This is a genomic window from Klebsiella sp. MPUS7 (assembly GCF_009905335.1).
Classification (GTDB): domain Bacteria; phylum Pseudomonadota; class Gammaproteobacteria; order Enterobacterales; family Enterobacteriaceae; genus Klebsiella; species Klebsiella grimontii.
Genome location: NZ_CP047604.1, coordinates 361,816 through 381,037, shown reverse-complemented (window position 1 = coordinate 381,037; position 19,222 = coordinate 361,816). Strand labels below are relative to the sequence as shown.

The window sequence follows — 19,222 nt, the reverse complement described above, 5'->3', positions numbered from 1 at the left end:
TATCCGGCGACTTTTTTTGACCTGAACGGCGCAGCACGTTATGCGTCCCCCTGCTCCGTCCCACCTTCAGGTAAGGAGACAGCGTGACTCCTTACTTAAAGCATAGCCAAGGCTGAGTTACCTCCGTTGGGAAAAATCTAACATTCGCGTTTACTCCTTGTATTACGCAAAAAAAAGGGGTGTTTCAACACCCCTTTTCCCATCTTGTGACGGCTACGCCAGCTGTTTTAGCATGCGGCGGAGCGGCTCGGCGGCCCCCCACAGCAGCTGGTCGCCCACGGTGAAGGCCGACAGATACTCCGGCCCCATGTTCAGTTTACGCAGGCGGCCCACCGGGGTAGTCAGGGTGCCGGTGACGGCAGCCGGGGTCAGCTCACGCATCGTGATATCACGATCGTTCGGCACCACTTTGGCCCACGGGTTGTGCGCGGCCAGCAGTTCCTCAACGGTCGGAATAGAAACCTCTTTTTTCAGCTTGATGGTGAACGCCTGGCTATGGCAGCGCAGCGCGCCAACGCGAACGCACAGGCCGTCTACCGGAATCGGTGAGGCGGTCGCGAGAATTTTGTTGGTCTCCGCCTGGCCTTTCCACTCTTCACGGCTCTGGCCGTTATCCAGCTGCTTGTCGATCCATGGGATCAGGCTGCCCGCCAGAGGAACGCCAAAGTTGTCCACCGCCAGTTCGCCGCTGCGGGTCAACGAGGTGACTTTGCGTTCAATCTCCAGGATCGCGGAGGCCGGATCCGCCAGCTCAGCCGCAACGTGGCTGTGTAGTTGGCCCATCTGGGTCAGCAGCTCACGCATATGACGCGCGCCGCCGCCGGAAGCCGCCTGATAAGTCGCCACGCTCACCCACTCGACCAGATCCTGCGCAAACAGGCCGCCGAGGGACATCAGCATCAGGCTGACGGTACAGTTGCCGCCGACAAAGGTTTTCACGCCGTTGTTCAGACCTGCGGTAATGACATCCTGGTTCACCGGGTCAAGAATGATAATGGCGTCGTCCTTCATGCGCAGCGAAGAGGCCGCGTCAATCCAGTAGCCCTGCCAGCCGCTTTCACGCAGCTTCGGATAAATATCGTTGGTGTAATCGCCGCCCTGACACGTGACAATAATGTCCAGCGCCTTCAGCGCTTCCAGATCAAATGCATCCTGAAGCGTGCCACCGGTACTGCCACCAAAGGATGGAGCAGGCTGCCCCAGCTGAGAGGTGGAGAAAAAAACAGGGCGAATGGCGTCAAAATCGCGCTCTTCAACCATGCGTTGCATGAGGACAGAGCCGACCATTCCGCGCCAGCCGATAAAACCAACATTTTTCATAACGTATTCCTGCGAGGTGTGTGCTGTTTGTTCCAGGCCAGTTTCCTACTGGTTAGTCCTTCACATTACAAAATGCAGCTAAAGTCGCAAGTGAAATTAATCAATGATTGCGAGGCAATCAGTAACGCAGCTAATTTTGCCTGATGGCCGCCGTCACTGGCACCCCGGAATACCCGAATAATTATCAGGGAATTTACATGGTGAAGGGAATATTTTCCGCCGCTATTTTATTGATCCGGATTATGGATTTCAGCAGAAATTCGGTTGTTTTACCTTTCCTGACCAAACCCGACAAACCCAGGCGTGGCAAGGGTTTATGAGCCGTATGACGTTTGTCGTATCTCTTATTACGCAGGTTTTAGCGGGATGCAAAGCTTATCTGATACCGCTGCGGATCGGTTAGCTTGTTAATAACTTTCTCCTGCTCGGCTCTAACCAGCCACTCACGTAGCTGTGAAGGGAGCACGTTCAGCTCCTCGCTCAGCTTTTGCAGAGAAACCGGCTGTTGTGCCAGCCGACGCATTTCAGCCAGAAAGAGCTGATAAAACGGATCAGAAGAGGTGTGATACCCCGCGGGCGATTCATAAAGCGAATATTGCTCGACGCTTTGAGTCAACAGGGCTGAGGGGGGGTTAGGCTGCGGTAATAAAAGCTGCTGCGGTTCAATATCGAGGGCATCTTCACTACACCAGGCGCCTCCCAGTTGAACCAGAAGCGCATTCGATGATTCAGGATCATCCGAGGGCTTTACCCAGACGGTTCCCCAGCGATGTTTTAGCGCCTCTTTTGCACCGGTGATGGTTCCACCTTTAGTACCCGCATGGACAACCAGCGCGGCTTCGGCCAGGGAGTAAATATATCGGTTTCGCGCCATCGCATTCGCAACGCTGAAGCCACCCTCCGGATAAAAAGGTGAGATGAGCACCAGCCTGCCATCCATAAGCCCCTTACGCCACTTTGCCGAGGTTGAAGCCCGCAGCAGGCTATCCGCCAGCACGCCGGTCGCGCTTCCTCCTGCTTCGAGCGCAGAGATCATGGCACACTCATCAATGCCGCGGGCCCCGCCGGAAACAATATTCACCCCTTGCGCTGCGGCTTTGCTGGCGAGCTGTTGCGTAAAATGCAAATCATCAGGAAGCGCCGCGCGTGAACCGACAACCGCCAGCCCGCCGCTTTGCAGCAATGCACGATTACCACAGCCAAAAATGACCGGCGGCGAATCATTTTTTAGCGTTGCTTTTAAACGGCACGGATAATCCTCGTCAGCGCGCGTGACCACCCATAACCCTGCCCGCTGCCATTTATCTAGCGCCAGCGCCAGGCTATGACCGCGTGCTAACAGTCCGATAATCCGCGTAACGGGAATTTTCGGATCCTGCCAGGCCACTAACCGAATACCGACCTCTGGCGTTAATAGATCCGCTGGCGACATGCGCTGATGCCTTAACCAAAGCGCCAGCCTTCCCCACTCAGCAAGGCTTAACGGCTGGTGCTCATGCGCCTGCCCTGCCGAAAAGTGACAGGTGAGTAAAAGCGTGGCTTGCGCGATCGCGGTAAGGTTCATCCATTTTTCACCGAAGTTGATGCAAGGGCTACCGGATACACTTTTTCGCATCCGGCCTGACGCAGCAGTGCTGCAAGTACGGTCATAGTCCATCCAGAGTCAATGAGGTCATCAACCAAAAGAACAGGACCATCCGGCAGCGCTGAGTTTACCTGAAAAACGCCATCCAGATTCTGGCACTGATGATAGCGGTTTTGCTGTAATTTCTGCGGCTGATTGTCCCTGACCTTAACAATGGCATCAACAAAAGGAAGTTCTAAAAGTTGCGCCAGACGCCGGGCAAAATCAGGAACAAGCTCGGGGTGCTGTAAAGAAGGCGCACAGCAAACCCAACTCGGCGGCGGATTTGGTGCCCAGCGGTCAGAAATCATTTCAGCCAACCCGGCAACCAGACTATCGGAAAAAAAGCCACGATGTTTATCTCTCGCGACTTCCGCTCCCCAACCGGAATCTCCCCATCGTGATAAAACGCGCCCTTCTTCAGCGCGTAGCGAATCCGGAAAATTCCCCTGAAAGCCATAGGTACTGAAAGCCCCAGCAGCAACCTGCCTGTTCAGTATCAGCGGGAGATCGGCACGCTGAAGAAAGAGATTTGCCGACTCAAGCAAAGAACGATCTTCACGATAATCTAAAAGATGATGCTTTTGGCAGGAGCTACATTGCCCGCAACGTTCTGTTGTTGGTTCATCCAGCGCGCGTTGGATAAACGCCATTTTGCATTCATCCGTAGCGATATACTGCCTGACTTCCTGCCATTCAGTCTCCCGCTGCCGGGTGAGATGATCAATACGCTGCTGGTTGAACGCAAATGGTACAGCCGTGCGATACCAGCGCCGGTTCTCCAGCAACACCGGAGAAGGGTATTCAACACTCAGTAATTTGATCGTTTTTTCAATTTGACCGTAGCGCAGGTTAGTTCGCGCTTCAATATCGCGAAGCGTCAGCCCATCGCTGCTTTCAAGCACCTGTAACACCTCAGCAATCTGACTTTGCGTTGGGAAAGCGGACTGGCGAAAATAATCATGAATCGCGCTATCTTCTTCTCCCGTCAGCAGGATCCCTGATGCATGGTCTATCCCACGCCCGGCGCGCCCTACCTGTTGGTAGTAACCCACGATCGACCCCGGAGCCTGATAATGAATGACAAAACTTAAATCCGGTTTGTCATAACCCATTCCCAATGCGGTCGTCGCCACCAGCACCTTAAGCTCATTACCCTGTAGCGCATTCTCCAGATATTCTCTGGTCGCGTTGGTATCATTAAACCCTGGATGGACCACGCCGCTATAGTAGGCCTGAGCATTAATAGCGTTTTGCCTGAGCCATCGAGCGACCAGATCGGCATCTCGCGTCGTTAAGGTATAAACGATGCCAGCGCCGGGAAATTCGGGGATCGTGCCCGCCAGCCAGGCCAGCCGTGAAGGCTGGTCGCGCAAAGTCAGTACATCCAGCGCCAGGCTTTTACGCGATAACGTTCCTCGTTGAATGACGATGTCGCCAATTTGCTGTTGGATATCAGTCACGACTCGCTGATTCGCCGTAGCCGTGGTACCCAGAACAGGTGTATTAGCGGGTAGCTGACGCAGGATATCCAGAATACGTCGATAATCAGGGCGGAAATCATGCCCCCAGTCAGAAATACAGTGGGCTTCATCCACAACCAACATCGAAATGCGATCCCCTACGGGCGCTAAAACCGATTGAATGAAATCCTGATTCGCCAGCCGCTCAGGTGAAATTAATAAGCAATCGAGTTCGCCGGCGACAAGCTGTCGGGTGATAAGCAGCCACTCATCCCTGTTCGTTGAATTCAGCGTTTCAGCCCGAATGCCCAGCCGTTCCGCAGCCAGCACCTGGTTTCGCATCAAAGCCAGCAGGGGTGAAACTATTATTGTTGGCCCCCTACCGCGATCGCGGAAAATCTTCGTACTAATAAAGTAGACTGCGCTTTTCCCCCACCCAGTACGCTGCACAACCAGCAACTTTCGCCCATAATTAACTAAAGTATCAATAGCTTCCCATTGCCCTTCGCGAAAGCTTGCAGCAGGATTTGCCAGCATCCGTTGCAAAAGCTGCTCTGCGCCGAATTTGTCCATAATCACGCGCCTTTTCAGATGAATTTATGCGCATTTAGCGGGAAGGGAAAAGAAACGAAGATGACTGAAATCAAGAAATGATGCTAAAAAGGAAAGGAAAGAGTAGCGCTGCGAGCGTGCTCGTAGCGCTATGTATGGCAAGGGTTAACTCAACAACGTAAACGCAATCATACCGACTATCGCCCCGACGGTGCCGAGGATAGTTTCCATCATCGTCCATGTCTTCAGCGTTTGCGCTTCGGTCGCGCCGGTAAACTTACCGAACAGCCAGAAGCCCGCGTCGTTAACGTGGCTGACGACGATAGAGCCGCCGGCGATGCAGATGGAGAGCGCCGCCATCTGCGCGCCGCTGTAGTGCAGCTGTTCAATAACCGGCATGACCAGACCGACGGCCGTCAGGCAGGCAACGGTCGCGGAGCCCTGAATAATACGTACCGCCGCCGCCAGCACGAAGCAGGTGATCGCAATCGGCAGGCCCATCCCGGTCAGCGCTTCGCCGAGCGCCGGCCCCACGCCGGAGTCGACCAGCACCTGTTTGAACACGCCGCCCGCACCGATCACCAGCAGAATAATGCCCGCTGGCTGGAGCGCATGACCGCAAATCTCCATCACCCGGTCTTTCGCCATCCCCTGACGCACCGCCAGGCCATAGATAGCCACCAGGCAGGCAACCAGAATCGCGGTAAACGGATGACCGATAAACTCAAACCATTCATAGGCGGTAGAGCCTTCCGGCACAAAGCGCGCGGCGATGGTTTTCAGGCCAACCAGCACCAGCGGGAGCAGAATTAAGGCCAGGCTGAAGCCGAAGGACGGCATTTTGCCTTCGCCGAGGTGCGGCTCGCTAATATCGTCAGGCGTATGCAGCTCAACGTAGCGGCTGATAAAGTTACCCCACAGCGGCCCGGCAATAATCATCCCCGGGATCGCGGCGCACAGGCCAATCAGGATCATCCAGCCAAAGTCGGCGTGCATCTGCGATGCCAGCAGCATCGGCGCAGGCCCCGGCAGCAGGAACGCCGCCGCGGCGGCCACCCCGGCAAACAGCGGGATCACCAGCTTCACAAGGTTGGTACCGGTATGACGCGCCATTGAGAACGCCACGCTGATCAGCAGCACGATCGCCACTTCGAAAAACAACGGCAGCGCGCAGATAAGGCCGGCCAGGCCTATTGCATAGTGGGCGCGACTATGGCCGAAAGATTTCAACATCTTGACGGCAATCTGGTCGACCGCGCCGGTTTCATGCAGGATCTTCCCGAACATTGCCCCTAGCGCGACGACGATAGCCAGAAAGCCCAGCGTGCCGCCCATGCCTTTTTCCATCGTCGCCGCGATCTTGTCCAACGGCATTCCGGAAAAAAGCCCTGCTCCAATAGAAACCACCATCAAAGCCACGAAGGCATGCATACGCGCCTTCATCACTAAAAACAGCAGCAGCAAAACGGAGCCGACTGCTGTTAAAACAAGCGTTAATGTACTCACTATTTACTGCCTTTGTTGATCACCTCAATGGTGCTGGCGACCACGCCTTCCAATGACTGGTCGATATCGACGATTAAAACATCGTTTTCATCCGTGCCCGGCTCTTGCAGCGTTTCAAACTGCGTAACCAACATCTGGGTTTTAAAGAAGTGGCCTTTACGCGCCTTCAGACGTTGTTCGATAACCTCGAAATCGCCTTTCAGGTAGATAAAAGAGAGGTTCGGGTTGCCTTTACGCAGGATGTCGCGATAGCTCTTTTTCAGGGCGGAGCAGACAATCAGCGACACTTTATTGGTACGCTGCATGGCAAACGCGGCATCGTTCAGCGCCTGCAGCCACGGGGTGCGGTCATCGTCATTTAACGGTTCGCCGGAAGCCATCTTGTTGATGTTGCTGCGCGGATGCAGAAAGTCGCCGTCGAGAAACGCGGCGTGCAGTTGATGCGCCACTTCGCTGGCGACAGCGGATTTGCCGCTGCCGGAAACGCCCATCAGGACATAGATGTGGTGATCATGGTTAGTCGTGCTCAAAGCTTCCTCCCACTGGACACATACGCGCAGCTGGCAGCGTTTAACGGCGTGAAATACTGGCGTACAGATTGATTGTTACGGGTAACTGTTATCGGTAACATTGTCATGCCGGAGTTGTGGAGAAGCAATAACCATTCGTGCCAGATGTGAATATGTGTGATCTACTTCAAATTTGTCAGTTTAAATAGATCCGCCCGGTGACAATGTGAAACCTAAATCTAACATCTTAGGCGTCACCGCTTCACCGCGTATCCGCGCCAGCAGACGTTCTGCGCCAATCCGCCCCATCCGCTCGCGCGGCGTCAGCACGCTGGCCAGACGCGGCTCCATCACCTGGCCGATATCGTGGCCGTGGAAACCGGCAATCGCCATATCGTCAGGGATTTTCAGCCCCAGGCGCTGGCACTCAAACGCCGCGCCGACCGCAAGGTCATCGTTGGTACAGAATATGCCGTCAAGCTGCGGATATTCACGACGCGCCTGGCGCATCAGCTCAATCCCCGAGGAATAAGAGGAAGACTGCTCAACCATCACGCTGTAGGGCGTCATCCCGGCATCAAGCATCGCCTGCTCGTACCCCTTCTGTTTGATGATAGTACGTTCATCAAGACGTGCGCCAAGATAGGCTACGTGACGGTGGCCATGATTGATAATCGCCGCGGTCATCTGCCGGGCCGCTTCAAAGTTATCAAAGCCGACGGCGATATCGAGACACGGCGACTGGCTGTCCATCAGTTCCACGACCGGGATCCCTGCGACCTCGATCATCTTCAGGGTGCGCGGCGTGTGGGTTCGTTCGGTGAGGATCAGGCCGTCAATGTTCCAGGAGAGCATGGATTCCAGACGTTTTTCTTCCATTTCCGGCTTATAGCCGTAGTGCGCCAGCATCGTCTGGTAACCGAAAGAGTCAGTCACGCTTTCAATACCGCGCAGCACTTCTGAGAAAACCTGGTTGGTTAACGAGGGCAACAACACGCCAATGGCGCGGCTGGTGGCATTAGAGAGGATGTCAGGGGCGCGATTAGGAATATAACCCAGTTCATCGAGAGCAACGGCTATCTTGCCACGCAGCGCTTCGGAAACCTGTTCCGGGTTACGTAAATAGCGACTGACCGTCATTTTGGTCACGCCGACAAGATCGGCTACATCCTGAAGTACGGGTCTTTTCTTTTTCATCGTCCTGACTGCGATCAACGGGGAAACATTTTCCCAGTTTATCACGGACAAAGCGCAACCTTCCCTAACATCCGGGAAGGTTGCGCAATTTATTTAGACCCGATCGGAGAACGATCAGACGGGCGGCAGATCGAACAGCAGAATTTCGCTATCGCTGTCGGCGTGTACGGAAATCGCCTGCTCGTCCCAAATTGCCAGGCCATCGCTGGTGGTGGCTTTCGTTCCGTTGATGGTGACTTCACCTTTCACCACCTGGATCCACACCCGACGTTCAGCGGCAATCTGGTGCACCGACTGCTCATCTTTCAGCAGCGCCCAGCGGTACAGCTCCATATCCTGGTACACCTTCAGCGAACCTTCACGAGCATCCGGCGACAGTACCAGCTGTTTGCCCTGCGCGGCGTCAAAGCGGCGCTGTTCGTAGCGCGGCGTGATGCCATTTTTTTCCGGCATAATCCAGATCTGGTACAGATGCAGTTTTTCCGTGGCGCTTGGGTTGTACTCAGAGTGACGAACTCCGGTACCCGCGCTCATGATCTGGAACTCGCCCGCCGGCACCTGCTCTTTATTCCCCATGCTGTCCTGGTGCTCAACGGCGCCTTCCAGCACGTAGGTCAGGATTTCCATGTCCTTGTGCGGATGGGTACCGAAGCCCTGGCCGGCATCAATCACGTCGTCATTGATTACCCGCAGCGCCGAGAAGCCCATAAAGTTAGGGTCGTAATAGTTCGCGAAAGAGAAAGTATGCCAGGAATCCAGCCAGCCGTGGTTAGCGTGGCCGCGTTCGTTAGCTTTGCGTAAATAGATCATGTTGCACCCCCGTATGTTTTCGATGGACTCAGTGTGGACCCAATCGCCAAACGATCATAGAGGGTGAAAATTGACTCCTCTGTTCAAAAAATATGAATGAGTACAGAGGAGCCATGATGGCTTATCGGCTAAGGGTAATTGTGGCAGGTGATGGCTGTTCAAAGCCGCGTTCGAGGATCTCCAGGTTTGTGAGAACTTCAGATTCCTTGACGAAATTTGGCTGACCGTTAACCAGGGTTTCATACAGCGAATCATAGACCCGCCCATAGTCGCCGCTTTCAAGCGGGATCTCTTCCCGTACGGTTTCACCCGCCTCATTGACGTACTCCAGCAGGCCAACCGTCTCATCCGCGCCGAATCCCGGCTCGCCCGGCATAATATTGGCCTTCAGGCTGGTCTCCTGCTGGTCGATACCGTATTTAATAAACGAACCTTTATGGCCATGGACGATGAATTTTGGGTAGGGCAGCTTCACCAGATGGCTGGTTTTGACAATCGCCTTCAGGTTGCCGTAGAACAGCTGGGCCTCAAAGGTATCGTCCGGGTTGGCTTTGTTGCGCAGGCTACGGATGTCGTAAGAGACATGGTGCGGGCGACCGAACAGGGAGATAATTTGGTCCAGGGTATGGACGCCCAGGCCGTAAAACGTGCCGTCCTGAGGCAGCCCGGGCTTCCCTCCATCTACCGGACGATAGTTGTCGAAATGGTTTTCAATCTCGACGATCTCGCCAAGCTTTCCGCTCTCAATCACTTTCTTAGTGGTCAGGAAGCAGGAGTCGAAACGACGATTCTGGTACGGCGTGACCGTCAGTCCCTTGCTTTTCGCCAGGGCGAATAGCGTTTTTGCCTCCTCAAGCGTCGGGGTAAAGGGCTTTTCAACCAGCACATTTTTGCCCGCCTCCAGCGCTCGTTTCGCATAGGCAAAATGGCTGTCCGCGTGGGTGCAGACAATCACCAGTTTGACCTGCGGGTCGTTAAGCACTTCGTCGAGGTCGCTGGTGAAGTGGATGTGCGAATACTGCGGTGCCTGTTCTTCCGGCTTTGCGCTGCGGCGATAGATATGCGCCACGTGCCAGCGGTCTTTTCGATGCAGGACATAGGGAAGATGGTAGCGGGTGGTGCTTTTGCCAAATCCAATAAATGCGCAGTGCAAAGTCATAACGCTATCCTTATTTAAGGTCTCTGCTGTTAACCATAGCGCAAGCTGGCTGCAAACTTATCCCTTCAATGAGTGTGACAAATTCTTAAATGTTAAATTTAGCGCGCAAATTTATTGACCCTGCAGGCTAAATTCTGGATAAGAGGACCCCTCGGGAAAAGAACGTTTTTTATCCAGCGCGCCCACCGTTTCCCAAAATACGATGACTAAAGGAGTAGCCATCTCGTTCGCATGGAAAGCAAATATATCGCCTTAAATAGCGCCCTTCTCTTTTGGCTGCTTGGCCTGATGGCCTGGTGCTTCGAATCCACGTATCTGGCCTGGCTATCGGGCTCTTTCTCCTTATCCTCCTTCGTTTTTCATTTTCAATATCAGCGGATTAACCATATGTTTAAAAAAAACAAAATCATTGAAGCTACGCCACCGGCGGTGAATACAGCGGTACTCAACGGTGAATCTCCATCCGCCGTGGCCCGAAAACCGGCCACCACGGTTATCGCCAGCGGTATCCGCTTTGACGGAAACATTATCGCCGAGGGAGACGTCGATATTTACGGCACCGTAAGCGGCAATATCGACGCGCGCGAGAGTCAAATTAAGATCATGACCGGCGGTCTGGTAGAGGGGAATATCACCTGCCGCGAGCTGGTTATCGACGGCTGCGTGATCGGCCAGTGCCACAGCGAGACGATTGAAATCGATAAGAACGGCAACGTTACCGGCACGTTGGCCTACCGCACGCTGACCATCAAAAAGGGCGGTGTTTTTTCCGGCCAGGCAGAACTGCTGCCGGCGGCAGATAAGAGCAACGTCGTGGGGTTTATCGCGGATACCGCTATTGAAACTAAAGATAAGATTGAGGCGCAGTAGCAGCCATCCGGGCGCGGCGGAAAAAAAGCAAAAAAAAAGCCAGCACCCGGCTGGCTAAAGTAATACTGGAAGCAATGTGAGCAATGTCGTGCTTTCAGGCTTTCCGCAAGGGTCTCCCTGAATGCAGAGCAATAATAATCATTCTCATTCGCACTTGTCTACTCCTTTTTGCAAAAAATAGTCGTTGATCCCTTTTTTAAAGTCAGTGATGTTTAAAGGGACGATTAACCCAAAAAGGAAAATGAAGAATGAGCGACATAGTGATACGCCACGCCGAGCCACGGGATGCGGAACCTTTACGCCAGATGACTGCGCTTCCGGAGGTCTATCACGACACGCTACAGCTTCCTCATCCTTCTATGGAAATGTGGCAGGAACGCCTGCAACCGAAACCCGGTAGCCGTCATCTGGTCGCGACAATCGACGAAAAGGTGGTGGGCCATCTTAAGCTCAGCGTGGAGCCCAATCCTCGCCGCAGTCACGTCGCGACCTTCGGCGTTAGCGTTGCCGCGCAGGCGCACGGTCGTGGGGTAGGCAGCGCGCTGATGCGCGAGATGATTAATCTCTGTGATAACTGGCTGCGCGTCGAGCGTATCGAGTTAACCGTGTTTACGGATAATCCCTCCGCGGTAGCGCTTTACCGCAAATTTGGCTTTATTGTCGAAGGGACCGGCAAGAAATACGCCCTGCGCAACGGCGAATATGTCGATGCCTACTTTATGGCGCGGCTGAAGGGGTGACGCTCAACTAACCCTCTCCCGGCAGGGAGAGGGTCGGAGTGAGGGTAAACCTAATACCCTGCCGTTAAATCATCCGGGGAACGCGGATCGGATGCGCCGTACAGCGTGCCGTCCGGGCCAACCATAATACTCTGGGTGCTGCCCATCGCCTCTTTCACCGCCACTTTCTGCCCCTTGCTCTCCAGCAGCTTCAGCGTATCCGGGCTGAATCCCTTCTCCACCCGCAGTTCATCCGGCAGCCATTGATGATGGAAGCGCGGGGCGTTAGTGGCTTCCGCGACGTTCATTCCAAAATCGATGGTATTCACCACCATCTGCAGTACGGTAGTGATTATGCGGCTGCCTCCGGGACTACCGGTTACCAGCCAGGTTTTGCCATCTTTCACCACAATCGTTGGCGACATCGACGACAGCGGGCGCTTTTTCGGCTCGACGGCGTTGGCGTCACCGCCCACCAGCCCGTAGACGTTCGGCACGCCGGGTTTAGCCGAGAAATCATCCATCTGATTATTCAGCAGAATGCCGGAGTTCCCCGCCACGATGCCGGTGCCAAAGGTCGTATTCAGCGTATAGGTCACCGCAACGGCGTTACCGTCTTTATCCACCACCGAGAAATGGGTGGTCTGATTGCTTTCGTACGGCGCCAGCTTGCCGGGACGGATCTGGCTCGACGGCTTCGCTTTATTGATATCAATCTGTTCAGCAATCGATTTGGCGTACGCTTTGCTGGTCAGCGCCTGCCACGGCACTTTGACGAAGTCCGGATCGCCAAGGTATTCCGAACGGTCGGCATAGGCGTGTTTTTCAGCTTCCGCCATCACCTGCATGGCATCGGCGCTGCCGAAGCCGTACTTATGCATATCGAAGTTTTCCAGGATATTCAGGATCTGCACGATATGAATGCCGCCGGATGAAGGCGGCGGCATTGAGAACACCTGGTAGCCGCGATATTCGCCGCTCACCGGCGTACGTTCGACCGCTTTGTAATTCGCCAGGTCCGCTTTGGTGATAAGCCCGCCGTGATTCTTCATCTCAGCGGCAATCTGGTCGGCAATCACGCCTTTATAGAACGCGTCCGGTCCCAGCTCGGCAATCAGTTCCAGGCTTTTCCCCAGTTGTTTTTGCACCAGCTTATCGCCCTTTTTCAGCGGCTCGCCGTTTTTCCAGAAGATAGCCCGGCTGTTGGCATGGTCGGGGATCACTTCGCTACCGTAGGTTTTCAAGTCATCGGCCAGCGCATCGTTGACCGTGAAGCCCTCTTCGGCCAGCTTAATCGCCGGGCGAATCACTTTGTTGAGCGGCATCGTGCCGTATTTCTCCAGCGCCAGGGAGAAGCCGGCCACGGTACCCGGCGTACCGGAAGCCAGATGCGAGGTCAGCGATTTCTTACTGTCCGGGTTGCCCTGGTCGTCGAGAAACATATCGCGGGTAGCCTGTTCCGGCGCCATCTCGCGGAAGTCGATCGCCGTGGTATTACCGTCTTTGGTACGCAGCATCATAAAGCCGCCGCCGCCGATATTACCGGCCTGCGGATGGGTAACCGCCAGCGCGTAGCCCACCGCCACGGCGGCATCCACCGCGTTGCCGCCCTGACGCAGAATATCCACGCCGACCTTCGTTGCCAGCGCGTCCACCGAGGCCACCATCCCCTGCTGAGCGCGGACCGGATGAAAAACATCTTCCTCTACACCATAAGACACCGGCGGAGGAGCGGGATTTGCCGCGACGGTAAAACTGCCGCCCGCCAGCAACGCAGCGATAACCACCTGACGCCAGAACGTTGTTTTTATCATTGTCATACTCCTGAATGATGTTTTTATTTACCCATAATCCTGGATGATAAGTCTTAAAAAATCATTGTTGTGCCGGAAAGAGGGTAAACTTAAGAGATCCCATGAAAGGGAGGAGAGAACAATGAAAGCTATGTTATATCTGGCGGCGCTGCTGCCGCTGAGCGTCCTGGCGCAGCCGATCAATATCGACAATAACCCCAATCAGCCGGGGTACGTGGTGCCCAGCCAGCAGCGGATGCAAAATCAGATGCAAACCCAGCAAATGCAGCAGCAAAACAATCTGAAACAGAGTATTCAGAACCAGTCGCGCGCGCAGCAGCAGCATCTGCAGACGCAGTTGAATAACGACCGGCAGCGGGTACAGCAGAATGACAACCTGAACCGGCAGCAGCCTCTGCCAAACACCAACGGTGGGATGCTGCAGCGCCAGACGACCCCGTAAGGGCCGCCTGACGCAGGCGCAGATTACGCCGGGAAGTTGGGGCCGATGACGTCAATCGCATCGGTGCAGATGCTGTCCACGCCCCAACGCAGCAGCTCGGCGGCGCGCTGCGGTTTGTTAACGGTATACACCAGAATATGCAGGCCCGCGGCCTTCAGGCTCGCCACGCGCGCTTCATCCAGCAGCTTATGGTTGAGATGAAGAGAGATGCAGCCGAGGCGCGCGGTCAGTTCGCGCCAATCGTTCCGCCACTCATCCAGCAGCAGCCCGCGCGGCAGCTCGGGGGCGGCTTCCCGCGCGGCTTCCAGGGCATCGATTTCAAACGACGAGAGTAGCGGCGGGGTCATGCCCTGCCAGAGCTCACGCGCCGCCAGCGCTACCGCTTTACCGGTCAGCGGACCGGTACCAGTGGTCGGTTTAATTTCGATATTCGCCATCATGCCGTGCAGACGGCAGCGGTCCGCGACCTCGCTCAGCAGCGGCAGCGGCTCGCCTTTGAACTCGCCGCTGTACCAGTTGCCGGCATCCACTTTCAGCAGATCGCTCCACGTCAGATCGCCCGCCACGCCCCAGCCGTTGCTGGTGCGTTCGAGATTGTCGTCGTGCAGTAAAAAAATCTGCCCGTCTTTCGATAACTTCGCATCAAACTCAATCATCGTATGGCCGTAACGAGCGCCGGTATCGATAGCCGCCAGGGTATTTTCCGGGGCCAGTTTACCGCCGCCGCGGTGGGCGACGATAGGGGGATAAGGCCAGTGACTCATGCGCGTTGTCCTGTTTCACTATCAAAAAGGTGCAGACTTTCCTGCGGCAGATGCAGCCACAGGGTACTGCCCGCCTGCGGTCGCTGCTGGTGCGGCAGCCGGACCACCAGCTTCTGCTCACCCCAGCGCCCGTGGGCGAGGTTATCGGCGCCTAAAATTTCCAGCGTATCCATCACCAGCGGTACGCCACCTTCCGCCTGGGAGCTTAATGCAAAATGTTCCGGACGGATACCCAGCGTCATCTTACGCCCGGCATAGCGGCGATGTTCGCTGTTGATCGGTAAAAGCATCCCGCCTGCAAGCTCGAAGCGGCTACCGTCGTCGCTGACCCGGCCTTCCAGCAGGTTCATTGCCGGGCTGCCGATAAAGCTCGCCACAAAGCGGCTGGCCGGTTTTTCGTAGACCTCAACCGGTGTGCCAATCTGCTCGGCAACGCCTTTATTCATCACCATCACCCGCTGCGCGAGGGTCATCGCCTCCACCTGATCGTGGGTCACGTACAGCGAGGTGGTTTTCAGCCGACGATGCAGGTGCTGCAGTTCAAGACGCATCTGCACGCGCAGTTTCGCATCAAGGTTGGAGAGCGGCTCATCAAACAGAAATACCGCCGGGTCGCGTACGATAGCCCGCCCCATCGCCACGCGCTGGCGCTGCCCGCCGGAAAGCTCGCGCGGACGGCGCTTCAGCAGGCCATCCAGCTCCAGAATGCGCGCCGCCTCCTGGACGCGCTCAGCAATTAATCCTTTACCCAAACCGCGAATTTTCAGGCCCCACGCCATATTCTCTTCCACGCTCATATGCGGATAGAGGGCGTAGTTCTGGAACACCATCGCAATGCCGCGATCTTTCGGCTCCATTTCGGTGACGCGCTTGCGGTCGATCCAGATATCGCCGCTGGTGACCCGCTCCAGACCCGCCACCATGCGCAGCAGAGTTGATTTTCCGCAGCCCGAGGGGCCCACCATCACAATAAATTCGCCGTCCGCGACGTCCAGCGTCAACGGTTGGATCACCTGGGTTTTGCCATCCCAGCTTTTGGTTACTGCCTGTAGCTTAAGTCCTGCCATTTTATTTCTCACTATCCACTAAACCACGCACAAACGCGCGCTGCATGGCTAAAACGATGACAACCGGAGGAATCAGCGTGAGCAGCATCGCCGCCATCACCTGATTCCACTGCGTGGTGCCCTGGCCGATGGCGATCATCCCTTTGATGCCCGCGACCGCCGTGCCGAGATTCACGTCGGTAATGATCAGCAGCGGCCACAGATACTGGTTCCAGCCGTAGATAAAGGTGATGACGAACAGCGCCGCCAGGTTGGTTTTCGACAGCGGCAGCACGATGTCGCGGAAGAAGCGCATCGGCGACGCGCCATCGATACGCGCCGCTTCAATCAGCTCGTCCGGCAGGGTCATAAAGAACTGGCGAAACAGGAAGGTCGCGGTGGCCGAGGCCATCAGCGGCAACGTAAGCCCGGCATAGCTGTCGAGCATTTTCAGGTTGGCGATCACTTCCACCGTCGGGAAAATACGCACCTCAACCGGCAGCATCAGCGTGATAAAGATCATCCAGAAGAACAGATTGCGCAGCGGAAAACGAAACCAGACGATGGCGAAAGCGGAGAGAATCGAGACCGTAATTTTACCCACCGTAATGCCGAAGGCCATGATGAAGCTGTTGAGCATCATCAGCCAGAACGGCGCACTGTTGGCTCCTACGCCGTTCACCCAGATAAATTTCATGTTTTCGAGCAGATGCCCGCCGGGGATCAGCGTCATCGGCGTGTCAAAGACCGCTTTACTGTCCAGCGTCGCCGCGACAAAGGCGACGTACAGCGGGAACAGAATGACCGCAATCCCTAAAATCAGCATGGTGTGGCTGAAAATCGTCAGCCCGCGACGGTTCTCAATCATTGGTAGCGCACCTTTCTTTCAACGTAGCGGAACTGCACCACCGTCAGAATAATGACGAGGAACATCAGCACCACCGACTGGGCGGCGGAAGCGGAAAGGTCGAGCCCGGCAAAACCTTCACGATAGATCTTATAAATCAGCGTCGTCGTCGCCTGAACCGGCCCGCCGCCGGTTGCGGCATCGATAACCGGGAAGGTATCAAAGAAGGCGTACACCAGATTGACCACCAGCAGAAAAAAGCTCACCGGGGCGATCAGCGGCAACGCCAGCCTGAAGAAGCGGCGAACCGGGCCGGCGCCGTCAATGGCGGCGGCTTCTACCAGCGAGCGAGGAATCGATTGCAGCGCGGCGAAGAAGAACAGGAAGTTGTAACTAATCTGCTTCCACACCGAGGCGAAAACCACGAGGAACATCGCCTGGCCGCTGTTCTGCGCGTGGTTCCAGTCGTAGCCCATCTCACCGAGGAGATGGGTAATTAGCCCGCGGCCGGGGTTGAACAAGAAGATCCACAGCACCGCCGCCACCGCGGGCGCAACGGCATAGGGCAGCAGCATCAGCGTCTGATAGAAACGGCTGCCGCGCACCACGTAATCCACCAGCGCGGCGAAAAATAGCGAGATCAGCAGGCCGCTGACGGTAACCATCGTGCTGAACTTAATGGTGGTCCAGAAGGCGTCCAGGTAGTACGGGTCCTGGAAGAGGGCTAAAAAGTTATCCAGGCCGACAAACTGGCTGGAGAGCCCAAACGGATCGACGCTCTGCAGCGAATACCACAGCGCTTCGCCCGCGGGCCAGATAAAAAAGATGACGGTGATGACCAGCTGCGGCGCGACCAGCAGATAGGGCAGCCAACGCGAGCGGAACACCGGACGGGATGATGACATAGTTAAACTCTGAGTTGGTTTCCCCTCATCCCGGCCCTCTCCCTAAACGGATGAGGGTGAAAAGACGGCTCCGGGCGATCCCCTCTCCCCGGCGGGGAGAGGGTGAGGGGCTGGCTATAAGATTACGACTTCGTTGACTGCTCGAAACGGCGCAGCAGCTGATTACCGCGCTCAACGGCCGCGTCCAGCGCCTGCTGAGGCGTTTTCTTACCGGTCCATACGCTTTCCAGTTCTTCATCAACGATGGTGCGGATCTGCGGCATATTGCCCAGGCGCAGACCTTTGGTGAACGGCAGCGGCGGCTTGTTCAGCATCTGGCGCGTCGCGATATCGGCGCCGGGGTTCTTATCATAGAAACCCTGTTCGCGGGTCAGGTTGTAAGCGGCGGTGGTAATCGGCAGATAGCCGGTTTTCTGATGCCATTCGGCGGCATTTTCCGGCTTAGTCAGGAAATCGAGGAATTTGGCGACCCCGGTATAGGTTTCTTTGTCTTTACCCTGCATCACCCACAGGCTGGCCCCGCCGATAATGGCGTTTTGCGGCGCACCCTTCACGTCGGCGTCGTACGGCATCATGCCTACGCCATAGTTGAACTTCGCATACTGACGGATATCCGCCAGCGAGCCGGAGGAAGCGGTGGTGATGGCGCAGTCGCCGTTATAGAACTTCTCGGTTGACTCGTCTTTGCGCCCAAAGTAGCTGAAGTCGCCTTTCTTGTTCAGCTCTGCGAGCAGGGCGATATGCTTCACCTGCTCTGGCTTGTTGAACTCCAGTACCGCATCGGTACCGTCGAAGCCGTTGTTTTTAGTGGCGACCGGCAGGCCGTGCCAGGCGCTGAAGTTTTCAATCTGGATCCAGCCCTGCCAACCACTGGCGTAGCCGCACTTCATCCCGGCGGCCTTCAGCTTCGCGGTATACGCCGCCAGATCCTGCCAGGTTTTCGGCGGCTGTTCCGGGTCTAAACCGGCTTTTTTAAAGGCGTCTTTGTTGTAGTACAGCACCGGCGTGGAGCTGTTAAACGGCTGGGAGAGCAGATGGCCGGTTTTGGAGTCGGTGTAATAACCGGAGACGGTAGGCACGAACTGCGTTTCATCAAACTGAATGCCCGCATCGCTGAACACCTGATAGACCGGCTTTATCGCCTTAGAGGCCATCATCGTCGCGGTGCCGACCTCATAAACCTGCAGAATAGCCGGCGCATTGCCGGTACGGAAGGCGGCGATGCCGGCGCTCAGGCTCTGTTCGTAGTTGCCTTTGTATACCGGAACAATTTTGTAGTCCGGGTTGGCTGCGTTGAAACGTTGCGCCAGTGAATCAACTTCTTTCCCCAACTCCCCTTCCATCGAATGCCAGAACGGGATAGTGGTTACCGCCAGGGCTTGTCCGGCAAATGCCAGGCTGAGCGCCAGTCCTAAAGCTGTATGTCGTAACGATATCATCGGTTATCTCTCTTGTTGTTCCGGATGCGCGATTTCACGCGTTTTATGTTCGCGGGGGTAACATGACATGCTCGAATGACAGAAAAATAACTATTGCATTACAAAAATATTACAATAAATTGGCAAAAACATGATGAAACGGTGAAAAAAAAGTGGCAGGGAAATGGCAAAGCGAAAAAGAGCGCCCGCGCAGACTACAGATAATCAGGGATCTGTAGTTAAATAGGGTTCGTTAA

17 protein-coding genes are annotated in these 19,222 nt (G+C 55.6%); 3 read left to right on the top strand and 14 right to left on the bottom strand.

Annotated features, from left to right (window positions below; translation table 11 throughout):
- Positions 1-213: 213 nt before the first annotated feature.
- The 8 genes from asd to GUC22_RS01700 all read right to left on the bottom strand — a co-directional run bounded on the left by asd (position 214) and on the right by GUC22_RS01700 (position 10,140).
- Complete coding sequence (asd, locus tag GUC22_RS01735) at positions 214-1,320, bottom strand: aspartate-semialdehyde dehydrogenase (protein WP_004126104.1); 1,107 nt, start codon at positions 1,318-1,320, stop codon at positions 214-216.
- 358 nt (positions 1,321-1,678) lie between these two features.
- The gene (locus GUC22_RS01730) at positions 1,679-2,884 is read right to left on the bottom strand and encodes a DNA-processing protein DprA (RefSeq protein WP_024359822.1); all 1,206 of its coding nucleotides are present in this window, start codon (positions 2,882-2,884) and stop codon (positions 1,679-1,681) included.
- Positions 2,881-4,980, bottom strand: coding sequence for a RecQ family ATP-dependent DNA helicase (locus GUC22_RS01725; protein ID WP_004870224.1), 2,100 nt, complete (start codon positions 4,978-4,980; stop codon positions 2,881-2,883). Before GUC22_RS01725 ends, GUC22_RS01730 begins: the two co-directional genes overlap by 4 nt.
- Positions 4,981-5,124: 144 nt before the next feature.
- Complete coding sequence (gntU, locus tag GUC22_RS01720) at positions 5,125-6,465, bottom strand: gluconate transporter (protein WP_004126107.1); 1,341 nt, start codon at positions 6,463-6,465, stop codon at positions 5,125-5,127.
- On the bottom strand, positions 6,465-6,995 hold the full coding sequence (gene gntK / locus GUC22_RS01715; protein ID WP_004126110.1) for a gluconokinase: 531 nt from the start codon (positions 6,993-6,995) through the stop codon (positions 6,465-6,467). The genes gntU and gntK overlap by 1 nt, the downstream gene beginning before the upstream one ends.
- Before the next feature lie 180 nt (positions 6,996-7,175).
- Complete coding sequence (gntR, locus tag GUC22_RS01710) at positions 7,176-8,171, bottom strand: gluconate operon transcriptional repressor GntR (RefSeq protein WP_004106498.1); 996 nt, start codon at positions 8,169-8,171, stop codon at positions 7,176-7,178.
- Between the two features lie 114 nt (positions 8,172-8,285).
- Positions 8,286-8,981: a pirin family protein gene (locus GUC22_RS01705; RefSeq protein WP_024359821.1), complete on the bottom strand. Its 696-nt coding sequence runs from the start codon at positions 8,979-8,981 to the stop codon at positions 8,286-8,288.
- 121 nt (positions 8,982-9,102) lie between these two features.
- Positions 9,103-10,140, bottom strand: a complete 1,038-nt coding sequence (locus GUC22_RS01700) for an oxidoreductase (protein WP_004870212.1) — start codon at positions 10,138-10,140, stop codon at positions 9,103-9,105.
- A 231-nt stretch (positions 10,141-10,371) separates the two neighbouring features.
- On the opposite strand from GUC22_RS01700, the gene GUC22_RS01695 reads away from it, so the two are divergent.
- Both GUC22_RS01695 and yhhY read left to right on the top strand, forming a co-directional pair.
- On the top strand, positions 10,372-11,010 hold the full coding sequence (locus tag GUC22_RS01695; protein WP_049090189.1) for a bactofilin family protein: 639 nt from the start codon (positions 10,372-10,374) through the stop codon (positions 11,008-11,010).
- Between the two features lie 248 nt (positions 11,011-11,258).
- Positions 11,259-11,750 carry an N-acetyltransferase gene (gene yhhY, locus GUC22_RS01690; protein WP_082237861.1) on the top strand — a complete coding sequence of 164 codons (492 nt, stop codon included), beginning with the start codon at positions 11,259-11,261 and terminating at the stop codon, positions 11,748-11,750.
- A gap of 50 nt (positions 11,751-11,800) precedes the next feature.
- Here the strand turns inward: yhhY and ggt are convergent, their stop codons facing one another.
- The gene (gene ggt / locus GUC22_RS01685; RefSeq protein WP_098141368.1) at positions 11,801-13,543 is read right to left on the bottom strand and encodes a gamma-glutamyltransferase; all 1,743 of its coding nucleotides are present in this window, start codon (positions 13,541-13,543) and stop codon (positions 11,801-11,803) included.
- A gap of 121 nt (positions 13,544-13,664) precedes the next feature.
- Between ggt and GUC22_RS01680 the strand changes: the two genes are divergently transcribed.
- Positions 13,665-13,985: a DUF2756 family protein gene (locus GUC22_RS01680; protein ID WP_004870201.1), complete on the top strand. Its 321-nt coding sequence runs from the start codon at positions 13,665-13,667 to the stop codon at positions 13,983-13,985.
- Positions 13,986-14,008: 23 nt separating this feature from the next.
- Here GUC22_RS01680 and ugpQ read toward each other — a convergent pair whose 3' ends face one another.
- The 5 genes from ugpQ to ugpB all read right to left on the bottom strand — a co-directional run bounded on the left by ugpQ (position 14,009) and on the right by ugpB (position 18,986).
- Positions 14,009-14,749: a glycerophosphodiester phosphodiesterase gene (ugpQ, locus tag GUC22_RS01675; RefSeq protein WP_049087628.1), complete on the bottom strand. Its 741-nt coding sequence runs from the start codon at positions 14,747-14,749 to the stop codon at positions 14,009-14,011.
- On the bottom strand, positions 14,746-15,816 hold the full coding sequence (locus GUC22_RS01670) for a sn-glycerol-3-phosphate import ATP-binding protein UgpC (protein ID WP_004126131.1): 1,071 nt from the start codon (positions 15,814-15,816) through the stop codon (positions 14,746-14,748). The genes ugpQ and GUC22_RS01670 overlap by 4 nt, the downstream gene beginning before the upstream one ends.
- Before the next feature lies 1 nt (position 15,817).
- Entirely contained in the window at positions 15,818-16,663 is an 846-nt protein-coding gene (gene ugpE, locus GUC22_RS01665) for a sn-glycerol-3-phosphate ABC transporter permease UgpE (RefSeq protein WP_098141370.1), read from the bottom strand.
- Positions 16,660-17,547 (bottom strand): sn-glycerol-3-phosphate ABC transporter permease UgpA, encoded by an 888-nt coding sequence (ugpA, locus tag GUC22_RS01660; RefSeq protein WP_098362998.1) that lies wholly within the window; start codon positions 17,545-17,547, stop codon positions 16,660-16,662. Before ugpA ends, ugpE begins: the two co-directional genes overlap by 4 nt.
- A 122-nt stretch (positions 17,548-17,669) precedes the next feature.
- Complete coding sequence (ugpB, locus tag GUC22_RS01655) at positions 17,670-18,986, bottom strand: sn-glycerol-3-phosphate ABC transporter substrate-binding protein UgpB (protein ID WP_004870193.1); 1,317 nt, start codon at positions 18,984-18,986, stop codon at positions 17,670-17,672.
- Between the last annotated feature and the right edge of the window lie 236 nt (positions 18,987-19,222).

Excerpts from the sequence above, each read along its gene's own strand:
- gntR (WP_004106498.1), bottom strand. The coding sequence starts at position 8,171 with ATGAAAAAGAAAAGACCCGTACTTCAGGATGTAGCCGATCTTGTCGGC.
- GUC22_RS01680 (WP_004870201.1), top strand. The coding sequence starts at position 13,665 with ATGAAAGCTATGTTATATCTGGCGGCGCTGCTGCCGCTGAGCGTCCTG.
- ugpE (WP_098141370.1), bottom strand. The coding sequence starts at position 16,663 with ATGATTGAGAACCGTCGCGGGCTGACGATTTTCAGCCACACCATGCTG.
- GUC22_RS01700 (WP_004870212.1), bottom strand. The coding sequence starts at position 10,140 with ATGACTTTGCACTGCGCATTTATTGGATTTGGCAAAAGCACCACCCGC.
- yhhY (WP_082237861.1), top strand. The coding sequence starts at position 11,259 with ATGAGCGACATAGTGATACGCCACGCCGAGCCACGGGATGCGGAACCT.
- GUC22_RS01670 (WP_004126131.1), bottom strand. The coding sequence starts at position 15,816 with ATGGCAGGACTTAAGCTACAGGCAGTAACCAAAAGCTGGGATGGCAAA.
- GUC22_RS01695 (WP_049090189.1), top strand. The coding sequence starts at position 10,372 with ATGGAAAGCAAATATATCGCCTTAAATAGCGCCCTTCTCTTTTGGCTG.
- asd (WP_004126104.1), bottom strand. The coding sequence starts at position 1,320 with ATGAAAAATGTTGGTTTTATCGGCTGGCGCGGAATGGTCGGCTCTGTC.
- GUC22_RS01705 (WP_024359821.1), bottom strand. The coding sequence starts at position 8,981 with ATGATCTATTTACGCAAAGCTAACGAACGCGGCCACGCTAACCACGGC.
- ugpA (WP_098362998.1), bottom strand. The coding sequence starts at position 17,547 with ATGTCATCATCCCGTCCGGTGTTCCGCTCGCGTTGGCTGCCCTATCTG.
- GUC22_RS01730 (WP_024359822.1), bottom strand. The coding sequence starts at position 2,884 with ATGAACCTTACCGCGATCGCGCAAGCCACGCTTTTACTCACCTGTCAC.
- ugpQ (WP_049087628.1), bottom strand. The coding sequence starts at position 14,749 with ATGAGTCACTGGCCTTATCCCCCTATCGTCGCCCACCGCGGCGGCGGT.
- ggt (WP_098141368.1), bottom strand. The coding sequence starts at position 13,543 with ATGATAAAAACAACGTTCTGGCGTCAGGTGGTTATCGCTGCGTTGCTG.
- ugpB (WP_004870193.1), bottom strand. The coding sequence starts at position 18,986 with ATGATATCGTTACGACATACAGCTTTAGGACTGGCGCTCAGCCTGGCA.
- GUC22_RS01725 (WP_004870224.1), bottom strand. The coding sequence starts at position 4,980 with ATGGACAAATTCGGCGCAGAGCAGCTTTTGCAACGGATGCTGGCAAAT.